Annotated in this window: 18 protein-coding genes; 9 read left to right on the forward strand and 9 right to left on the reverse strand. The window is 72.4% G+C overall.

All coding sequences use genetic code 11. The annotated features are described in order from the left end of the window. Positions 1-30: 30 nt before the first annotated feature. The 4 genes from AC07DW_RS01500 to AC07DW_RS01515 are packed head-to-tail and all read left to right on the forward strand — an operon-like array spanning position 31 to position 3,143. Positions 31-945, forward strand: a complete 915-nt coding sequence (locus AC07DW_RS01500; RefSeq protein ID WP_478855566.1) for a phosphatase PAP2 family protein — start codon at positions 31-33, stop codon at positions 943-945. Further along, positions 938-1,849 (forward strand): decaprenyl-phosphate phosphoribosyltransferase, encoded by a 912-nt coding sequence (locus AC07DW_RS01505; RefSeq protein WP_478855567.1) that lies wholly within the window; start codon positions 938-940, stop codon positions 1,847-1,849. Before AC07DW_RS01500 ends, AC07DW_RS01505 begins: the two co-directional genes overlap by 8 nt. Continuing rightward, the gene (locus AC07DW_RS01510) at positions 1,846-2,253 is read left to right on the forward strand and encodes a GtrA family protein (protein ID WP_478855568.1); all 408 of its coding nucleotides are present in this window, start codon (positions 1,846-1,848) and stop codon (positions 2,251-2,253) included. The genes AC07DW_RS01505 and AC07DW_RS01510 overlap by 4 nt, the downstream gene beginning before the upstream one ends. Next, a complete protein-coding gene (locus AC07DW_RS01515) occupies positions 2,241-3,143 on the forward strand; it encodes a YihY/virulence factor BrkB family protein (RefSeq protein ID WP_478855569.1) in 903 nt (300 codons plus the stop codon). Before AC07DW_RS01510 ends, AC07DW_RS01515 begins: the two co-directional genes overlap by 13 nt. On the opposite strand, the gene AC07DW_RS01520 is transcribed toward AC07DW_RS01515, so the two are convergent. After that, on the reverse strand, positions 3,076-4,341 hold the full coding sequence (locus tag AC07DW_RS01520; protein ID WP_478855570.1) for a D-alanyl-D-alanine carboxypeptidase family protein: 1,266 nt from the start codon (positions 4,339-4,341) through the stop codon (positions 3,076-3,078). The genes AC07DW_RS01515 and AC07DW_RS01520 overlap by 68 nt on opposite strands. A gap of 85 nt (positions 4,342-4,426) precedes the next feature. On the opposite strand from AC07DW_RS01520, the gene AC07DW_RS01525 reads away from it, so the two are divergent. After that, entirely contained in the window at positions 4,427-4,678 is a 252-nt protein-coding gene (locus AC07DW_RS01525) for an SCO4848 family membrane protein (protein WP_064068161.1), read from the forward strand. A 13-nt stretch (positions 4,679-4,691) separates the two neighbouring features. Further along, positions 4,692-6,017 carry a metallophosphoesterase gene (locus tag AC07DW_RS01530; protein WP_478855571.1) on the forward strand — a complete coding sequence of 442 codons (1,326 nt, stop codon included), beginning with the start codon at positions 4,692-4,694 and terminating at the stop codon, positions 6,015-6,017. Here the strand turns inward: AC07DW_RS01530 and AC07DW_RS01535 are convergent. The 8 genes from AC07DW_RS01535 to AC07DW_RS01570 all read right to left on the reverse strand — a co-directional run bounded on the left by AC07DW_RS01535 (position 5,983) and on the right by AC07DW_RS01570 (position 12,684). Next, a complete protein-coding gene (locus AC07DW_RS01535; RefSeq protein ID WP_478855572.1) occupies positions 5,983-6,741 on the reverse strand; it encodes a TetR/AcrR family transcriptional regulator in 759 nt (252 codons plus the stop codon). The two genes, AC07DW_RS01530 and AC07DW_RS01535, sit on opposite strands and share 35 nt — an antisense overlap. Positions 6,742-6,848: 107 nt before the next feature. Beyond that, positions 6,849-7,040, reverse strand: coding sequence for a ferredoxin (locus tag AC07DW_RS01540; protein WP_478855573.1), 192 nt, complete (start codon positions 7,038-7,040; stop codon positions 6,849-6,851). 11 nt (positions 7,041-7,051) lie between these two features. Beyond that, positions 7,052-8,242, reverse strand: a complete 1,191-nt coding sequence (locus AC07DW_RS01545; RefSeq protein ID WP_478855574.1) for a cytochrome P450 — start codon at positions 8,240-8,242, stop codon at positions 7,052-7,054. A 165-nt stretch (positions 8,243-8,407) separates the two neighbouring features. After that, the gene (locus tag AC07DW_RS01550) at positions 8,408-9,166 is read right to left on the reverse strand and encodes a succinate dehydrogenase iron-sulfur subunit (RefSeq protein WP_403855161.1); all 759 of its coding nucleotides are present in this window, start codon (positions 9,164-9,166) and stop codon (positions 8,408-8,410) included. Continuing rightward, the gene (gene sdhA / locus AC07DW_RS01555) at positions 9,166-10,920 is read right to left on the reverse strand and encodes a succinate dehydrogenase flavoprotein subunit (protein WP_478855575.1); all 1,755 of its coding nucleotides are present in this window, start codon (positions 10,918-10,920) and stop codon (positions 9,166-9,168) included. The genes AC07DW_RS01550 and sdhA overlap by 1 nt, the downstream gene beginning before the upstream one ends. Positions 10,921-10,942: 22 nt before the next feature. Further along, positions 10,943-11,422, reverse strand: coding sequence for a succinate dehydrogenase hydrophobic membrane anchor subunit (locus tag AC07DW_RS01560; protein ID WP_478855576.1), 480 nt, complete (start codon positions 11,420-11,422; stop codon positions 10,943-10,945). Between the two features lie 8 nt (positions 11,423-11,430). Next, entirely contained in the window at positions 11,431-11,811 is a 381-nt protein-coding gene (sdhC, locus tag AC07DW_RS01565) for a succinate dehydrogenase, cytochrome b556 subunit (protein WP_189550766.1), read from the reverse strand. Positions 11,812-11,946: 135 nt separating this feature from the next. Next, the gene (locus AC07DW_RS01570) at positions 11,947-12,684 is read right to left on the reverse strand and encodes a 2-oxo-4-hydroxy-4-carboxy-5-ureidoimidazoline decarboxylase (protein ID WP_478855577.1); all 738 of its coding nucleotides are present in this window, start codon (positions 12,682-12,684) and stop codon (positions 11,947-11,949) included. 157 nt (positions 12,685-12,841) lie between these two features. Here AC07DW_RS01570 and AC07DW_RS01575 point away from each other — a divergent pair, with 157 nt between their 5' ends. From AC07DW_RS01575 to AC07DW_RS01585, 3 genes are all read left to right on the forward strand, one after another. Then, positions 12,842-14,497 (forward strand): beta-N-acetylhexosaminidase, encoded by a 1,656-nt coding sequence (locus tag AC07DW_RS01575; protein WP_478855578.1) that lies wholly within the window; start codon positions 12,842-12,844, stop codon positions 14,495-14,497. Between the two features lie 85 nt (positions 14,498-14,582). After that, entirely contained in the window at positions 14,583-15,092 is a 510-nt protein-coding gene (locus tag AC07DW_RS01580; protein ID WP_478855579.1) for a hypothetical protein, read from the forward strand. A 212-nt stretch (positions 15,093-15,304) separates the two neighbouring features. Next, the gene (locus tag AC07DW_RS01585) at positions 15,305-16,342 is read left to right on the forward strand and encodes a hypothetical protein (protein ID WP_478855580.1); all 1,038 of its coding nucleotides are present in this window, start codon (positions 15,305-15,307) and stop codon (positions 16,340-16,342) included. Positions 16,343-16,447 lie beyond the last annotated feature (105 nt).

The following is a 16,447-nucleotide window of genomic DNA, read 5'->3' on the forward strand; positions in this document are numbered from 1 at the left end:
CGTCCGTGGACGACGAAAGGGTGGCGGAGCATGCGCAAGGCGGGCACCCGGTGGGAGGACGCCGATCGTCGGCTGTCGGACGCGCTGTACGGGTTCGGCCGCCGCAGGCCGGCGGTGGCGGCGGCCGCGCGGACGCTGTCGCTCACGGGCGAGCACGCCGCGCTCTGGCTCGCGGCCGGCCTCGCCGCCGCCGCGGCCGACCGCCCGCGCCGCGGCGCCTGGCTGCGCGCCACGGCCCTGACGGCCAGCGCGCACCTGGCGGCCTCGGCCGTGAAACACCTGGTCCGCCGCCCCCGCCCCACCCCCGGCCCGGCACCGACCGGTGACGCGCCCCCCGGTGCGGTGCCCGCCCACGGGACGGCGTCCACCGGCGCGGAGGTTCCGCCCGTGCCGGGTGCCGTCAGGGGCGGCGGTGCGTCCGAGGCTTTGGCCGGTGCCGTGTCCGTGACGGGCAACGGCTGCTGCGCTGCGCCCCCGGTCGGGTCCCGTGCCGGTGCCGTGCCGGTGCGGGTGACGCTGCCGGGTGCCGAGGGCGGTCCGGTGACCGGCGGCGACGGCTGCCGCGCCGCGTCCTTTGACGGGTCCGGTACCGGGGGCCCTGCGGGCGCCGGGGACGGCGGGGGCGCGGCACCGGGGACGGGGGGCGGTCCGCGGGTGCGGGGGCCGTTGCGGGCCGTCGTGGGGCGGTACTCGTTCCCCAGCTCGCACGCCGCCTCCGCCTCCGCCGCCGCACTGGCGTTCGCGGCGGTGCGGTCCGGCGCCCGCTGGGCGGCGGCCCCCGTGGCCGCCGCGATGTGCCTGTCCCGCCTGCTGGTGGGCGTCCACTATCCGGCCGACGTGGTGGCCGGCGCGCTGCTGGGCGCCGCGACGGCCCGGGCGGGCACCCGGTGGGCGCCGGCGACGCTGAAGGATCGTTTCCGCGCTGGCGGGTCCCGCCGTGGGTGAGCCGACCGTCGCGGCGGCCGTCACCCGCCCGGTGTCCCAGGCGGTCGTGCTGCCGCTCGGGCTCGTACGGGCCGCGCGCCCCCGCCAGTGGGTGAAGAACGTGCTCGTGGCCGCCGCGCCCGCCGCCGCCGGGCAACTGGTGTCCCGGCACACCGCCTGGCAACTCGGCATCGTCTTCCTGCTGTTCACCGCCGCCGCGGCCGCCGTCTACCTCGTCAACGACGCCCGCGACGCCGACGCCGACCGCGCCCACCCCGTCAAGTGCCGCCGCCCGGTGGCCGCCGGGGAGGTCCCCGTCCCCGTGGCGTACGGCACCGGCGGCGTCCTCGCGCTCGCGGCGCTGTTCGGCGCCGCCGTGCTGTGCAACACCCTGACGGCCGCGCTGCTGGCCGCGTACCTGGTCATGCAACTCGCCTACTGCCTGCGCCTCAAGCACGTCCTGGTCGTCGACCTCGCCGTCGTCACCACCGGCTTCGTGATGCGCGCCATGATCGGCGGCGTGGCGCTCGGCATCCCGCTCTCCCGCTGGTTCCTCATCACCACCGGCTTCGGCGCCCTCTTCATGGTCGCCGCCAAGCGCTACTCCGAGGCCGTCCAGATGGCCGGGCGCGGCGGCGAGACGCGCGTGCTGCTCACCGAGTACACCACCGGCTACCTCCGCTTCGTGTGGCAGCTCGCCGCCGGGGTCGCGGTGCTCGGCTACTGCCTCTGGGCGCTGGAGCACAGCGGCCCCTGGCGCCAGCTCTCCACCATCGCGTTCATCCTGGCCGTCCTGCGCTACGCCGTCTTCGCCGACCGCGGCACCGCCGGCGCTCCCGAGGACGTCGTCCTGCGCGACCGCCCCCTCGCGGTGATCGGGCTCGCCTGGCTGGCGATGTACGGGATGGCGGTGGCCGACCTGTGAGGCGCGAGGCGCTCGGTTTCCTGCTCGTGGGCGGTGTCGCGTACGCCGCCGACCTCGCGCTCTTCCTCGCGCTGCGGCCCCACCTCGACCCGCTCCCCGCCAAGGCGCTGGCCTTCCTCGCCGGCTGCACCGTCGCGTACCTCGGCAACGCGCTGGGCACGTACCGCCGCCGGAGCCTCCACCTGCGCCAGTACGGGGCGTTCTTCGGCGTCAACCTCGCGGGCGCCGCCGTGCAGCTGGCCTGCCTCGGCGTGTCGCACTACGGGCTCGGGCTCACCTCCCCGCTGGCCGACACCGTCTCCGGGCTGGGCGTGGGCATGGCCCTCGCCACCTGCGTGCGCTTCTGGGGCACCCGCACGCTCGTCTTCGGCCCACGGGGTAGGGGCACGTCATGGACTGGCTGACCAAGCTCCCGCTCCTCGGCCCGTGGGTCGCGCGCCTGATGCGTACACACGCCTGGCGCTCGTACGACACCCTCGACCAGGCCCACTGGACGCGCCTGGCGGCCGCCATCACGTTCATCAGCTTCCTGGCACTGTTCCCGCTGATCACCGTCGCCGCCGCCGTGGGCGCCGCGCTCCTCACCGACCGCCGGCTGCGCGACCTGGAGGACCGGCTCGCCGAACAGGTGCCCGGCATCTCCGAACAGCTCGATCTGGACGCGCTCGTCGCCAACGCCGGCACCGTGGGTCTCGTCGCCGGCGCCCTGCTGCTGTTCACCGGCATCGGCTGGGTGGGGTCCATGCGCGACTGCCTGCGGGCCGTGTGGGGGATCGACGACTGCGACGAGGGCAACCCCGTCGTCCGCAAGGGCAAGGACGCGGTCGTCCTGTTCGGCCTCGGCGTGACCGGTCTGGCCTCGCTGGCCGCCTCCGGCCTGGGCTCCACCGCCGTCGGCCGGACCGCCGAACGGCTCGGCATCCCGGGCAGCGGCGCCGGCGGCGTACTCCTCCAGGCCGCCGCCCTGGCGGCCGCCGTCCTCGCCGACTTCCTGATCCTGCTGTACGTCCTGACGCTGCTGCCCGGCGTCCACCCGCCGCGCCGCCGCCTCGTCGTGGCCGGGCTGATCGGCGCGGTCGGCTTCGAGGCGCTGAAGCTGCTGCTCGGGGGCTATATGAAAGGCGTGGCGGCGAAGTCGATGTACGGGGCGTTCGGGGTGCCCGTCGCGCTCCTGCTGTGGATCAACTTCACCGCCAAGCTGCTGCTGTACTGCGCCGCCTGGACGGCTACTCGTTCCCGGACCCCGGCTGACGACGACGGCGTACGAGATCGGGAAGCGGCCACCGCCGGTTGACCAGGAACCACCCGCCCGCCAGCAGCACCAGCACCCCGCCGGCCACGGCCAGCGCCGTCCCGGCCCCGCCGCCGCCCGCCGCCGCGACCGTCGCCCGGCCGTCGCCGTCACCGGCCGCCTGGTCGCCGCCGCCCGGGCCGGTCTGCCCTTCGCTCTCCCCGGACCCGGTCTCGGCGGACTTCGGCGGCACCAGCTCGCCGACCGGCTTCACCTTCCCGGCCGCCGAGAAGCCCCAGTCCAGCAGCCGGGCCGCCTCCTTGTAGACGGCGTGGCCCTCCTTCGCCGACGGGTTCATGACGGTGACCAGCAGCACCTTGCCGCCCCGCTCGGCCACACCCGTGAAGGTGGCGCCCGCGTGCGTGGTGTTGCCGTTCTTGACCCCGGCGATGCCCTGGTAGGCGGGGACGCCGAAGTCACCGGTCAGCAGCCGGTTGGTGTTCTGGATCTCGAACGTCGAACGCTTCTTGTTCCCGGGCTTGACCTCGCCGGGGAACTTGGCGCGCGGAGTGGAGCAGTACTCCCGGAAGTCCTTGTTCTGCATGCCGCTGCGGGCGATGAGCGTGAGGTCGTACGCGGACGAGAGCTGACCGGCGGCGTCGTACCCGTCGGGCGAGACGACATGCGTGTCGAGTGCCTGGAGCTCGGCGGCGCGGGCGTTCATGTCCCGCACCGTCTTGCCGATGCCGCCGTTCATCGACGACAGGACGTGCACGGCGTCGTTGCCCGAGCGGAGGAAGACGCCGAGCCACAGGTCGTGGACGGTGTAGCTCTGCTTCTCCTTGACCCCGACGAGGCTGGAGCCCGGGCCGACCTTCGCCAACTCCTCGGGCGTCACCACGTGGGACCGCGACTTGGGCAGCCTGGGCAGCACGGTGTCGGCGAACAGCATCTTCAGGGTCGAGGCCGGGGGCAGCCGCCAGTGGGCGTTGTGCGAGGCCAGCACGGCCCCGCTCTCCGCGTCCGCCACGATCCACGAGCGGCCCGTGACCTCCTTGGGCAGTACGGGCACCCCGGGGGCGAGGTTCACCTGTGTGCCGGGCCTGCCGAGCTTCGTCCCGCCGACCGTCGACATGAGGGCGGGCGGCCTCGGCTGCGCGTCCTCCTTGTCGGGGCCCGGCGCCGCCAGGGCCGGAGCGGCGGTGAGGACGGGCAGCAGCGCGGCGGCGACCGTCAGGACGGTCTTCTTCAAAGCTGACACGGTCGTGAACGTACAGGGGGCCCCGGGGGAGGCCGACACCACACCCCGCAGGAGACCCCCGACCGGCGGCGGCGATACTGAGTCCATGAAGCTCAGCCGCTCCGCCTCCTGGTTCCTGCTCGCTTTCGGGGTGTGGAGCTGGTTCATCTGGATCACTTTCGTCAAGAATCTCTGGAACGACGGGAGCGGTCTCGCCTTCGACGACGCGGGCGACCCGACTGCCTACTTCTGGGTTCATCTGCTGCTCGCCATCACGTCCTTTGTTCTGGGGACGGTGGTGGGCGTCATCGGGTTGCGTGGTGTCCGCGCTTCGCGCCGGGACACGCGCGTCGAATAGGGGGTAGGGGCCGGTGTTGCTCGTCTCGCTGGTGCTCGTCGTGGTCGTCGCCCTGCTGGGGGCCGTGCACTGGTACGTGTGGCGGCGCCTGGTGCGCGACGTCACGGCGCCGGGCGGTACGGCGCGGCGGCTGGGCACCGTCGCCCTGATTGTGCTGCCTCTGCTCTCGCTCGGCGCGCTGACGGCCGGCCGGGCCGGGGCGCCGTTCCGGCTCCAGCAGGTGGTGTCGTGGCCGGGCTTCCTGTGGCTGGCGCTGCTGTTGTACGTGGTGCTGGCCCTGGTGGTGGGCGATGCGGTCCGGCCCCTGCTGCGCCGGGTCCTGGACCGCCGGGCGGCCGCCGCCCCGGGCGCGGTGCCCGCGCCCGTGTCGCCCGCGCCCGTGGCGGCGACGGCCGGTGCGCCCGCGCCGCTCGCCGCACCGGCCGGAGCCGCGCCGTCCGCGCCGTCCGGCGCGCCTGAGCCCGGGAGCGGCGCCGCGCAGGACGGTCCGGCGCAGGGCCCCGGGACGACCGGCCCGTCCCGGCGGCTGTTCGTGTCGCGCGTCGTCGGCGGCGCCGCCGCGGCCGCCGCGCTGGGGACCGTCGGGTACGGGACGTACGGCGTCCTGCGCGGTCCCCGGGTCAAGCGGGTCACCGTGCCGCTCGCGAAGCTGGCCCGGGGGACGCACGGGTACCGGATAGCCGTGGTGAGCGACATCCACCTCGGGCCCATCCTGGGGCGCGCCCACACCCAGCGCATCGTCGACGCGATCAACGCCACCCAGCCCGACCTGGTGGCCGTCGTCGGCGACCTGGTCGACGGCAGCGTCGAGGACCTCGGCCCCGCCGCGGAGCCCCTCGCGCGGCTCCGCGCCCGGGACGGCTCCTTCTTCGTGACCGGCAACCACGAGTACTTCTCCGGCGCGGAGGAATGGGTCGACCACGTGCGCGAGCTGGGCCTGCGCCCGCTCCGCAACGAGCGCGTGGAGATCGCCGGGTTCGACCTGGCGGGCGTCAACGACGTCGCCGGCGAGAACTACGGCGACGGCCCCGACTTCGCCGCCGCGCTCGGCGACCGCGACCGGGCGCGTGCCGCCGTGCTGCTCGCGCACCAGCCGGTCGTCATCCACGACGCCGTGGCGCACGGGGTCGACCTCCAGCTGTCCGGCCACACCCACGGCGGTCAGCTCTGGCCCGGCAACTTCCTCGCGGAGCTGGCCAACCCCACCGTCGCCGGGCTGGAACGGTACGGCGACACGCAGCTGTACGTGTCCCGGGGCGCGGGCGCCTGGGGGCCGCCCGTCCGCGTCGGCGCCCCGTCCGACATCACGCTCGTGGAGCTGGCGTCGAAGCAGGCGTAGCCGCCGCCCCGGTCGCGGCGCCCGGCATGAACTCCTCCAGCACCTCGTGCAGTTGCCGCACCAGCGGCCGCAGGACCCGGAACCGGGACAGCGCGACGGCCCGTGCGACGAGGGGCGCGGTGCGGACCACGAGACGGCGGCTGCGCTCGGTGCCCGCCGACCGGTCGTACACCCAGAACAGCACCAGCCCCATCTGCGCCAGCCACATCAGGTGCGGCAGGAGCCCGGCCAGTTCCGGAGCGGTCTTGGTGTCGGAGCCGGACAGGACCCGTTCCTGGATGGCGACGGCCGCCTCGCGGGCGGCGACCGACTCGGGCGAGAAGGGGCTGAGCGGGCTGTCGGGGTCGGCGGCGTTCTTGAAGAACTGGGTGGCGAACGGGTGGTACGGCTCGGCCACGTCCAGCCACGTCAGCAGCGTGTCCCTGATCCGTACCGCCAGGTCCCGGTCGCCCGCCAGGACGGGCTCGACGGCGGCCAGGTGTTCGGCGGCGAGCCGGTCGTAGAAGCCCTGGACCAGGTGTTCCTTGGACGAGAAGTAGTAGTAGGCGTTGCCGACGGAGACGCCCGCCTCCTGGGCGATGGCCCGCATCGTCGTCCGGTCGTAACCGCGCTCCTGGAACAGCCGGAGCGCGGTTTCGAGGATGAGGGTGCGGGTCTGCTCGGCCTTGGGGGCCTTGGCGGGCCGGGCGGGCTCCGGTGCCTGGGCGTCCGTCACGTGCTTCACGTCCTTCAGGGTGCTGGAGCAGCCTGACTGTAGCCCCTCGGTTTGAACAGGTTCAAGCCGACCTGTCCCCCCGGGATGCCCGCCCGCCCGGCCCGCCGTACCCCGGCCTAGGGCGCCACCTTGATGGCGCTCACCGGGCACGCCCGGGCCGCCTCCCGCACCAGCGGACTCCCGGCGCCGTCCTCCCGCCCGGGGACGAGCTCGCTGAACCCGTCGTCGTCCTGGGTGAACACGTCCGGCGCGGTCAGGGCGCACTGGCCCGCGCCGATGCAGACGGCCTTGTCGATCAGAATGTCCATGGGGTTCATCCTCACCATGCGACGGGGAGTTCCAGCATTCCCTGGATCGTGTCCCCCGGTTTGAACGGGATCTCCTCGGCCGGCGCCGCCAGTCGCAGCCCCGGCAGCCGCTCGAAGAGCGTGCGCAGCGCGATCTCCATCTCCGCCCGTGCCAGGTTCTGGCCCAGGCACTGGTGGATGCCGAAGCCGAACGCGACGTGGTGGCGGGCCGACCGGTGCCAGTCCAGCGTGTCCGGCTCGGCGTACGCGGACGTGTCCCGGTTGATGACCGACGTCGAGAAGACGACGCCCTCGTCCGCCCGGATGGTCACCCCGTCGATCTCGATGTCCTCGGTGGCCACCCGGAGCATGCCGTCCGCGATCGACAGGAACCGCAGCAGCTCCTCCACGGCGGCCGGCATCAGCTCCGGGTCCGCCTTCAGCTCGGCCCACTGTTCCGGGTGCTGGAGCAGGGTGAACGTACCGAGCGAGATCATGTTCGCGGTGGTCTCGTGGCCGGCCACCAGCAGGATCGTGGTCAGCGCGATCAGTTCCTGTTTGTCGAGGTTGCCGTGGGCGAGCTGCTGCGCGATCAGGTCGTCGATGACACCGTCCCCGGGTTTGTCGCGTTTCCGCTCCACCAGATCGCCGAGATAGCCCTCCAGCTGTTCGCGGGCGTCCTCGATGTCCTCCGCGGCCGGGCCGCGCAGCAGCCGGCGCGACTGCTCCTCGAAGAAGTCGTGGTCGGCGTACGGCACGCCCAGCAGGTCGCAGATGACGATGGACGGCACCGGCAGGGCGAAGGCCGACACCAGTTCGGCCGGCGGTCCCTGCTCGACCATCGCGTCGATCAGCTCGTCCACCGTCCGCTGGATGCGCGGCCGCAGGTCGGCCGTGCGCTTGAGCGTGAAGCTCGGGATGAGCATCCGGCGCTGCGCGTTGTGCTCCGGGTCGTCCACGCCCAGCAGGGCGGCACGGCGGCGGCTGCGCACGGCCGCGAAGCGCTCCGTGGGGAGCGGGAAGGACGCGTTGGTGGAGTCGGTGGACAGCCGCTGGTCGGACAGCAGCCGGCGGGCGGCCGCGTGTCCGGTGACGACCCATACGGACCGGCCGTCGTAGAGCGTGACGCGGGACAGCGGCCGCGATTCGCGCAGTGGCCGGTAGGCGGTGGGCGGGTGGTAGGGACACGTGCGGTCCTGGGGGAACGCCACGGCTTCCGTCATGGTGGCCTCGCAAGCGACGGGAATCGGTTTGCCGATCTCCACTACATGCCTCAGGCATCCATCCGGTCTACGCCTAGTTCGGCCAAACCACCGGTACGGGCGACGCACAGGCCGAAGGGCCCGCTTCCGTGAGGAAACGGGCCCTTCGGCGGGGCGCCGGGAGGCTCAGAAGCGACGCGTGATCAGCGCGCGCTTCACTTCCTGGATCGCCTTGGTGACCTCGATGCCGCGCGGGCAGGCGTCCGTGCAGTTGAACGTGGTGCGGCAGCGCCACACGCCGTCCTTGTCGTTGAGGATCTCCAGCCGCTGCTCGCCGGCCTCGTCGCGAGAGTCGAAGATGAAGCGGTGGGCGTTGACGATCGCGGCCGGACCGAAGTACTGGCCGTCGTTCCAGAACACCGGGCAGGACGACGTGCACGCGGCGCACAGGATGCACTTGGTGGTGTCGTCGAACCGCTCGCGGTCCTCGGCGGACTGGAGCCGCTCACGCGTCGGCTCGTTGCCCTTGGTGACGAGGAAGGGCATCACGTCGCGGTACGCCTGGAAGAACGGCTCCATGTCCACGACCAGGTCCTTGAGGACCGTCAGGCCCTTTATGGCCTCGACCGTGATGGGCTTCTCCGGGTTGATGTCCTTGATCAGCGTCTTGCAGGCGAGCCTGTTCTTGCCGTTGATCCGCATCGCGTCGGAGCCGCAGATGCCGTGCGCGCACGAGCGGCGGAAGGTGAGCGAGCCGTCGACGTCCCACTTGATCTTGTGGAGGGCGTCGAGGACGCGCTCCTTGGGGTCGATCTCGATCTGGAAGTCCTCCCAGACCGCGTGCTCCGACACCTCGGGGTTGTAGCGGCGGATCCGGAAGGTGGCGGTGATGTACGGGGAGTCGGCGAAGCCGGCTTCCCGCTTCTCCAGGGTCGGGGTAGCCATCAGTACTTACGCTCCATCGGCTGGTAGCGGGTCTGGACGACCGGCTTGTAGTCGAGACGGATCGACTGGGAGCCGTCGTCGCCCACCTCGCGGTACGCCATGGTGTGGCGCATGAAGTTGACGTCGTCGCGGTTCGGGTAGTCCTCGCGGTAGTGACCGCCGCGGGACTCCTTGCGGGCCAGCGCCGAGACGGCCATGACCTCGGCCAGGTCGAGCAGGTTGCCCAGCTCGATGGCCTCCAGCAGGTCCGTGTTGAACCGCTTGCCCTTGTCCTGGATCGACACGTTCCGGTACCGCTCGCGCAGCTCGGCGATCTTCTCGACCGCCGTCTTGATCGTCTGCTCGGTGCGGAACACCATCACGTTGGCGTCCATCGTCTCCTGGAGCTCCTTGCGCAGCACCGAGACCCGCTCGCTGCCGGTGGAGTTGCGGAGGCGCTCGACCTGCTCCCGTACGAAGGAGGCGGGGTCCTCCGGCAGCTCGACGTAGTCGGCCTTGGCGGAGTACTCGGCGGCGGCGATGCCGGCGCGCTTGCCGAAGACGTTGATGTCGAGCAGCGAGTTGGTGCCCAGGCGGTTGGCGCCGTGCACCGACACGCAGGCGACCTCGCCGGCGGCGTACAGGCCCGGCACGACGGTGGTGTTGTCGCTGAGGACCTCACCCTCGACGTTGGTCGGGATGCCGCCCATGGCGTAGTGCGCGGTCGGCTGGATCGGGATCGGGTCCGTGTAGGGCTCGATGCCGAGGTACGTCCGCGCGAACTCGGTGATGTCCGGGAGCTTGGCGTCCAGCTGCTCCGGCGGCAGGTGGGTGAGGTCCAGGTAGACGTGGTCGCCCTCGGGACCGCAGCCGCGGCCCTCGCGGATCTCCGTGTAGATGGAGCGCGAGACGACGTCACGCGACGCGAGGTCCTTCATGACGGGCGCGTACTTCTCCATGAAGCGCTCGCCGTCCTTGTTGCGGAGGATGCCGCCCTCACCGCGGGCGCCCTCCGTCAGCAGGATGCCCATGCGCCAGATGCCCGTCGGGTGGAACTGGAAGAACTCCATGTCCTCCAGCGGCAGGCCGCGCCGGTAGCAGGCGGCCTGGCCGTCACCGGTCAGGGTGTGCGCGTTGGAGGTCACCTTGAAGAACTTGCCGGTGCCGCCGGACGCGTAGATCACGGCCTTCGCCTGGAAGACGTGGATCTCGCCGGTGGCCAGCTCGTAGGCGACCACACCGGCGGACCTCTTGACGCCGTCGACCTCGGTGATCAGCTGGTCCAGGACGTAGAACTCGTTGAAGAACTCCACGCCCTCCTTGACGCAGTTCTGGTACAGCGTCTGGAGGATCATGTGGCCGGTGCGGTCCGCGGCGTAGCAGGACCGGCGGACCGGGGCCTCGCCGTGGTTGCGGGAGTGGCCGCCGAAGCGGCGCTGGTCGATGGTGCCGTCCGGGGTCCGGTTGAACGGCAGGCCCATCTTCTCCAGGTCGAGGACGGCGTCGAGGGCCTCCTTCGCCAGGATCTCGGCGGCGTCCTGGTCGACCAGGTAGTCACCGCCCTTGACCGTGTCGAAGGTGTGCCACTCCCAGTTGTCCTCCTCCACGTTCGCCAGCGCGGCGGCCATGCCGCCCTGCGCGGCGCCCGTGTGGGAGCGGGTCGGGTAGAGCTTCGTCAGCACGGCGGTACGGCTGCGCTTCGTCGCCTCGATGGCGGCGCGCATGCCCGCGCCGCCGGCGCCGACGATGACGGTGTCGTACTTGTGGATCTTCATGCGGATTTCCTCAGCCCCGTGCCTAGCGGATGTTCGGGTCGAAGGTGAAGATCACCAGCGTGCCCAGAAGGATGGTGAACACCGTGGCGGTGTACAGCAGGCCCTTGAGCCACAGGCGCGTGTTCGGGCGCTCGGCGTAGTCGTTGATCACGGTACGCAGGCCGTTGGCGCCGTGCAGCATCGCCAGCCACAGCATCAGCAGGTCCCAGACCTGCCAGAACGGGGACGCCCAGCGACCGGCCACGAAGGCGAAGCCGATCTTGGAGACGCCGCCGTCCAGCACGAGCTGGATCAGCAGGTGGCCGATGACGAGGACGACCAGCACGATGCCCGACAGCCGCATGAAGAGCCACGCGGCCATCTCGAAGTTGCCGCGGGTCGACTTCGGGGTCTTCCCCGTCCGCTTGCGGGGCGCCTCGATGTACGGAGCCGGGTTGTCGGCGTCGTACAGGCTCTCGCCCTCGACCGGGCCGACGGCGGACTTGGTGAGGTCAGTGGACATCTCGGACATCAGCTCCCGAACACTTCGCGTACGGCGTGGCCGAGCACGGGGTAGAGGGCGCCCACCATCAGGACGAACCAGATGGCCATCACGGACCAGAGCATCTGCTTCTGGTAGCGCGTGCCCTTGGACCAGAAGTCCACGGCGATCACGCGAAGACCGTTGAGCGCGTGGAAGAGGATGGCGGCCACGAGGCCGTACTCCAGCAGCGCGACGATCGGCGTCTTGTAGGTGGCGACGACCTCGTCGTAGGCCTCGGGGGAGACCCGGACGAGAGCGGTGTCCAGCACGTGTACGAACAGGAAGAAGAAGATGAGGACGCCGGTGACTCGATGAGCCACCCACGACCACATGCCTTCCCGGCCGCGGTACAGCGTTCCAGCCGGCACGGAAAAACCCTCCGGGAGCGGGGATCAGGGTCGGCCGGCTTCGATGTCGGTCTGACCCGGCCGGGTACGGTCCACCGGCCCCGGTCATCGTAGCGACGACTTGTCGGATCCCTCGCCCGGGGTCCCCAGGTGTGATCAAACAGGCACGGACGGGCTACCCGAGGGGCCGGTTCGTCCGATCAGACGGGACAAACGGGCACGAGCCAGGCGGCGCAGCTCGTCGGCGGCGATCGCCCGCTCCTTCTCCGGCGGGTGGCTCATCCGGAGGTGGATGGCCGAGAGCGCCTGGTTGAGCTGCTCCTCGGGCCGGTGGCCGTCCAGGCAGATCACGAAGGCGTGGTGGAAGCGGCTCTCGTACTCGGCGTGTGCCGCCTCCCACGCGGTGTGCGCCGCCGCCGGGGTGCCCGGTGGCAGGCCCGCCGACGTCTCGTCGGCCAGCGCCTCGTCCAGGTCGGGGCCGGCCAGGTCGTAGCTGGCCTCGTCGGCCGCGGCGAGCAGGGCGTCGAGCGTGGGGTACGGGCGGTGGGCGGCGATCAGCCGGGCCCAGCCGCGGCTGCCGCAGCAGGCGAGCAGGGCGGCCTCGGCCGCGGCGGCCGGGGCGGCGTTGAACCGGGCCAGCCCTTCCAGGGCGCGCGTCCCGTGGTCCTGGGCGGGTATGGGCCGGGCGCGGGCGGCCTCCGGACGCTGGGCCCCCAGCGGCGTGCCGTCGGGCTGGGCGCCCTGGCGGCGGGCCGGTCCGGATGTGCGTACGGCCTCGGGCTGGGCGTGTCGGGACCGGGCGGCCGCCCCCGCGGCGCCGGATCCGGGCGCGGCGGCCCGGGCCGGGAGGGTGGGCGGTCGCTTCGGACCGCCTGCGGTGGAGTCGCCGGCCATCGTGGGCTCCTCGGAAAGGACAGCGGACGGGACGCGGGAGATTTGTGAGGAAGGTGTGAGGGGAGGGGCACAACATTACCCAGGGTGAGCGTGCGCTGGACGAGAGATGCGAGAAGTTCACTCGGAAGAGAGAGTTTCCGTACAGCCATGGACACCCATGGACGGAGGTAAGCGCGTGAACCGGCATTCCACAGGGGGCCTCGTCACGGCCGTGGTGCTCTCCCTCACCGTCGCCGGCTGCGGGGGCGGCGACGGCGACCAGGGGACCGCGGCACCCGGCACCGCCACCACACCCGCCACCCCACCGGCGGAGACCACCACGCCGGCCCCGACGACACCACCCCCTCCGTCACCCACACGGACGTATCCGCTCTCCACCGCGCCCCGCACCATCCCGGCCGTGCGCGACCACGAACCCGCCCGGGGCCCCGGCTGGCGGCCCGGCAGCGGCAGCGCGGTCGTCGTCGCCAAGGGCAGCGGCGCCCTCGCCGACGAGGCCCGGCTCCTCGCCGGCGAGCTGAAGGCGGCCTACCGGGGCGAGGCCGCCGCCCGCCCCGGCGACATCGAGCTCGCCCTCAACACCGGGCAGGCCGGCGGCCCCGAGTCGTACACCCTCACCACCCGGGGCGGCCGGGTGCGCATATCCGCGCCCGACGAGGCCGGGGCCTTCTACGGCACCCGCACCGTCAAACAGGCGCTCCGCTCGGGCGGGGTGGTGCCGGAGGGCGTCGTGCGCGACCGGCCCGCCAAACCACAGCGCGGGCTCAACGTCGACATCGCCCGCAAGCACTTCAGCGCCGCGTGGCTGGAGGACCGGCTGCGCGACATGGCCGACCTCAAGCTCAACCAGCTCGGCCTGCACTTCTCGGACGACCAGGCCTTCCGCATCGAGTCGGCCTCGCACCCCGAGGTCGTGTCGCGACCGCACCTCACCAAGGCCGAGGTCCGCCGGATCGTGGCGCTCGCGAACCGGCTGCACATCAGCGTGGTGCCCGAGATCGACTCGCCCGGACACCTCGGCGCCGTCCTGCGGGCGCACCCGCAGCTCCAGCTGCGCAACACCCGGGGCACCCCGAGGCAGGGCGCCATCGACATCTCGAAGCCCGAGTCGGCCAGGATCGTCGACGACCTGCTGCGCGAGTACGCCGGGCTGTTCCCCGGCCCCTGGTTCCACATCGGCGCCGACGAGTACCAGGCGCTGACCGTGCGCGACCCGGCCGCCTCGTACCCGCAGCTCGCCCGGGCGGCCCGGCAGCGGTACGGCCCGGACGCCGGGGTCGAGGACCTCGCGACCGGCTGGCTGAACGACCGGGCGGCCGTGGTGGGCGCGGCGGGGAAGAAGGCCAAGGCATGGAACGACGGCTTCTTCCCCGGCGGCGCGGCGAGCGCCCGGAAGGGCATCGAGGTCGAGTACTGGACGGGCAAGGAGATCGGCGCCCGCGAACCGGTGGAGTACCTGCGTGAGGGCCGCGAGATGGTGAACCTCAACGACGAGTACCTCTATTACGTGCTCGGCGAGCCGAACCGGTTCACGTACCCCACCGGCCGGCGGATCTACCAGGAGTGGACGCCGCTGGTGCTGCGCGGCTCGTCGGCGGTGCCGGAGCGGTACGCGGACCAGATCCTGGGCGGCCGGTTCGCCGTCTGGTGCGACCTGGCCGGCTCCCAGACCCCGGCGCAGGTGGCGAGCGGCATCCGGATGCCGCTGCGGGCGACGGCCCAGAAACTGTGGGATCCGGCCCGGCCGCAGCTCACCTGGCAGGCCTTCCGCACGCTCGCGGACCGGCTGGACGGCGGGGCGGACGGTCGCTGACCGATGGTTTCCCGCCACACGCAGTGATGAATTTTGGCCAGGCGGCGCAGTAAGGGGAGAACCGCGTCCGCGACGGGAGACGTCCATGAGTCACAGCGCGCAGGAGCCGACCGCCCGGATCGGCGAGCGGGGGCCGGCGGCCTCCGCGCTGGCCTGCCTCGACCGCTGCCTTCCCCTGCTGGGCTCCGCGCCCGACGACCTGCTCCGCCCCCTGTGGCGGAGCGTGGCCGAGGGCGGGGCGGACTGGGCCGCCCGGCTGAAGGAGGTCAGGGCCGCCGTGACGGACGGCGAGGACGCCGGCCCCGCCGCCGCGCTCGTACGGGACATGCTGGGCACCGCCCCGTCCGCGTGGGACGGGCCGGCGCTGTCCGCCTGGGCCGGGACGTGCTCGGGCGCCGCGCGGGAGGCGCACGAACGGCTCGGCGGCGGGCCGCTGGCGGACGCCGAGGCGCGGCGGCAGGCGCAGGTCTTGGAGCTCCTCGCCGCCGCGGCGGCGGACGGCCCCTCCGACGGGCTCCGGCCGGTACTGGAGGTCTCGGCCGAGGCGCGGCGGGTGCTGCGGGCCGTGCTCTCGCGGCGCGGACGCGGCGCCTGACCACGGCCGGCCGGCCGGGATCCCCGGCCCTGCCCCGGGGCGCGGGGACGGAACGGGCCGACAGGGCAACCTTCCGGAGGAGTCGTGGGTCTTCTGAGTGACCACGCCGTGGTCGCATCGACGAGGAGACCATCATCACCGCCATACGCAAGACCCTGACCGCCACCGCAGTCGTCGGCGCCGTCCTGGCGGGTTCGGCCGCCTGTGGCACGGTGGAGCAGCTCTCCGCCGGCAAGAAGCTCGACCAGGCCTTCGAGAGGCTCGGCAAGGAGAAGTCGATCTCCTTCGAGCTCGACCTCGACACCGACGCCGCCACGCTGAGGGCGCTGGACGCCACGACCGACCCGGAGCCCGGCGACGAGATGCCCGACGAGGCCGCCGAGCTGCTCAGCGGGGCGAAGATCAGCGTCACGGTGGAGTCGAAGAAGCCGATCGACGAGTCCGGCGAGAAGGACTACGTCGGCATGGCCATGAAGATCAGCGGCCCGGACGGCGAGCTGATCGAGTACCGGGTCGTCGGCGACCACACCTACATCCGCACCGACGTGGACGCCGTCGGCAAGGCGATGGGCTTTCCCGTACCGACCGTCAAGGACCTGCCCCCCGAGGCGGGAGGTCTGAAGAAGGTGCTGGAGGGCAAGTGGGTGAAGTTCAACACCGAGGAGATGGAGAAGGCCGGCGCCGACATGGGCGCGGAGCCCGGCGCGAAGCCCGCACCGGAGCCCACCCTTGACGCCAGGACCCAGAAGAAGCTGCTGGAGGCCCTCCGCGAGACCATCGCCCGCGAGGTCGACTTCACCACCTCCGGCGGCAAGGACGGCACCGAGCACATCACCGCCACGGCACCCTTCCGTACGCTGATCACCGAACTGTTCGACGAGATCCGCCCGCTGGCGAAGGACCTGCCGCCGGGGGTGGAACTGCCGACGGCCAAGGACCTCAAGGACGCCCCGGACGCCAAGGTCACGGCCGACTTCACGCTCAGGAACGGCGAGCTGACCGAGGTGAACGTCGACCTCGCCAAGCTGGCCGAGGACGCGAAGGTCAAGAAGCTCGGCCTGGTGCTGCGGATGAGCCAGGGCACGAGGCCCACGGCCCCGGCCGGCGCCACCGAGCTGAACCTGGACGAGCTCATGGGCGGGTTCGCCGGCGCGATGATGGACGAGGAGGGCGTCGGGGAGGCGGACCTCGCCGACGAGGGCTTCGGTGAGGGCTTCGAGGAGGACTTCCCCGCCGACGACGCCGCCTAGGCGCCGCCCCGCCGGGCACGCACGGGTCACGACCGCACGGGCCGGTCCGGCTCGTGCGGCGTTCGGATGCCTCTGTGGACGTGCGGCAGCTCTGTTGACCGGGTT

The sequence above is a fragment of the Streptomyces sp. NPDC045701 genome (genome assembly GCF_056432045.1).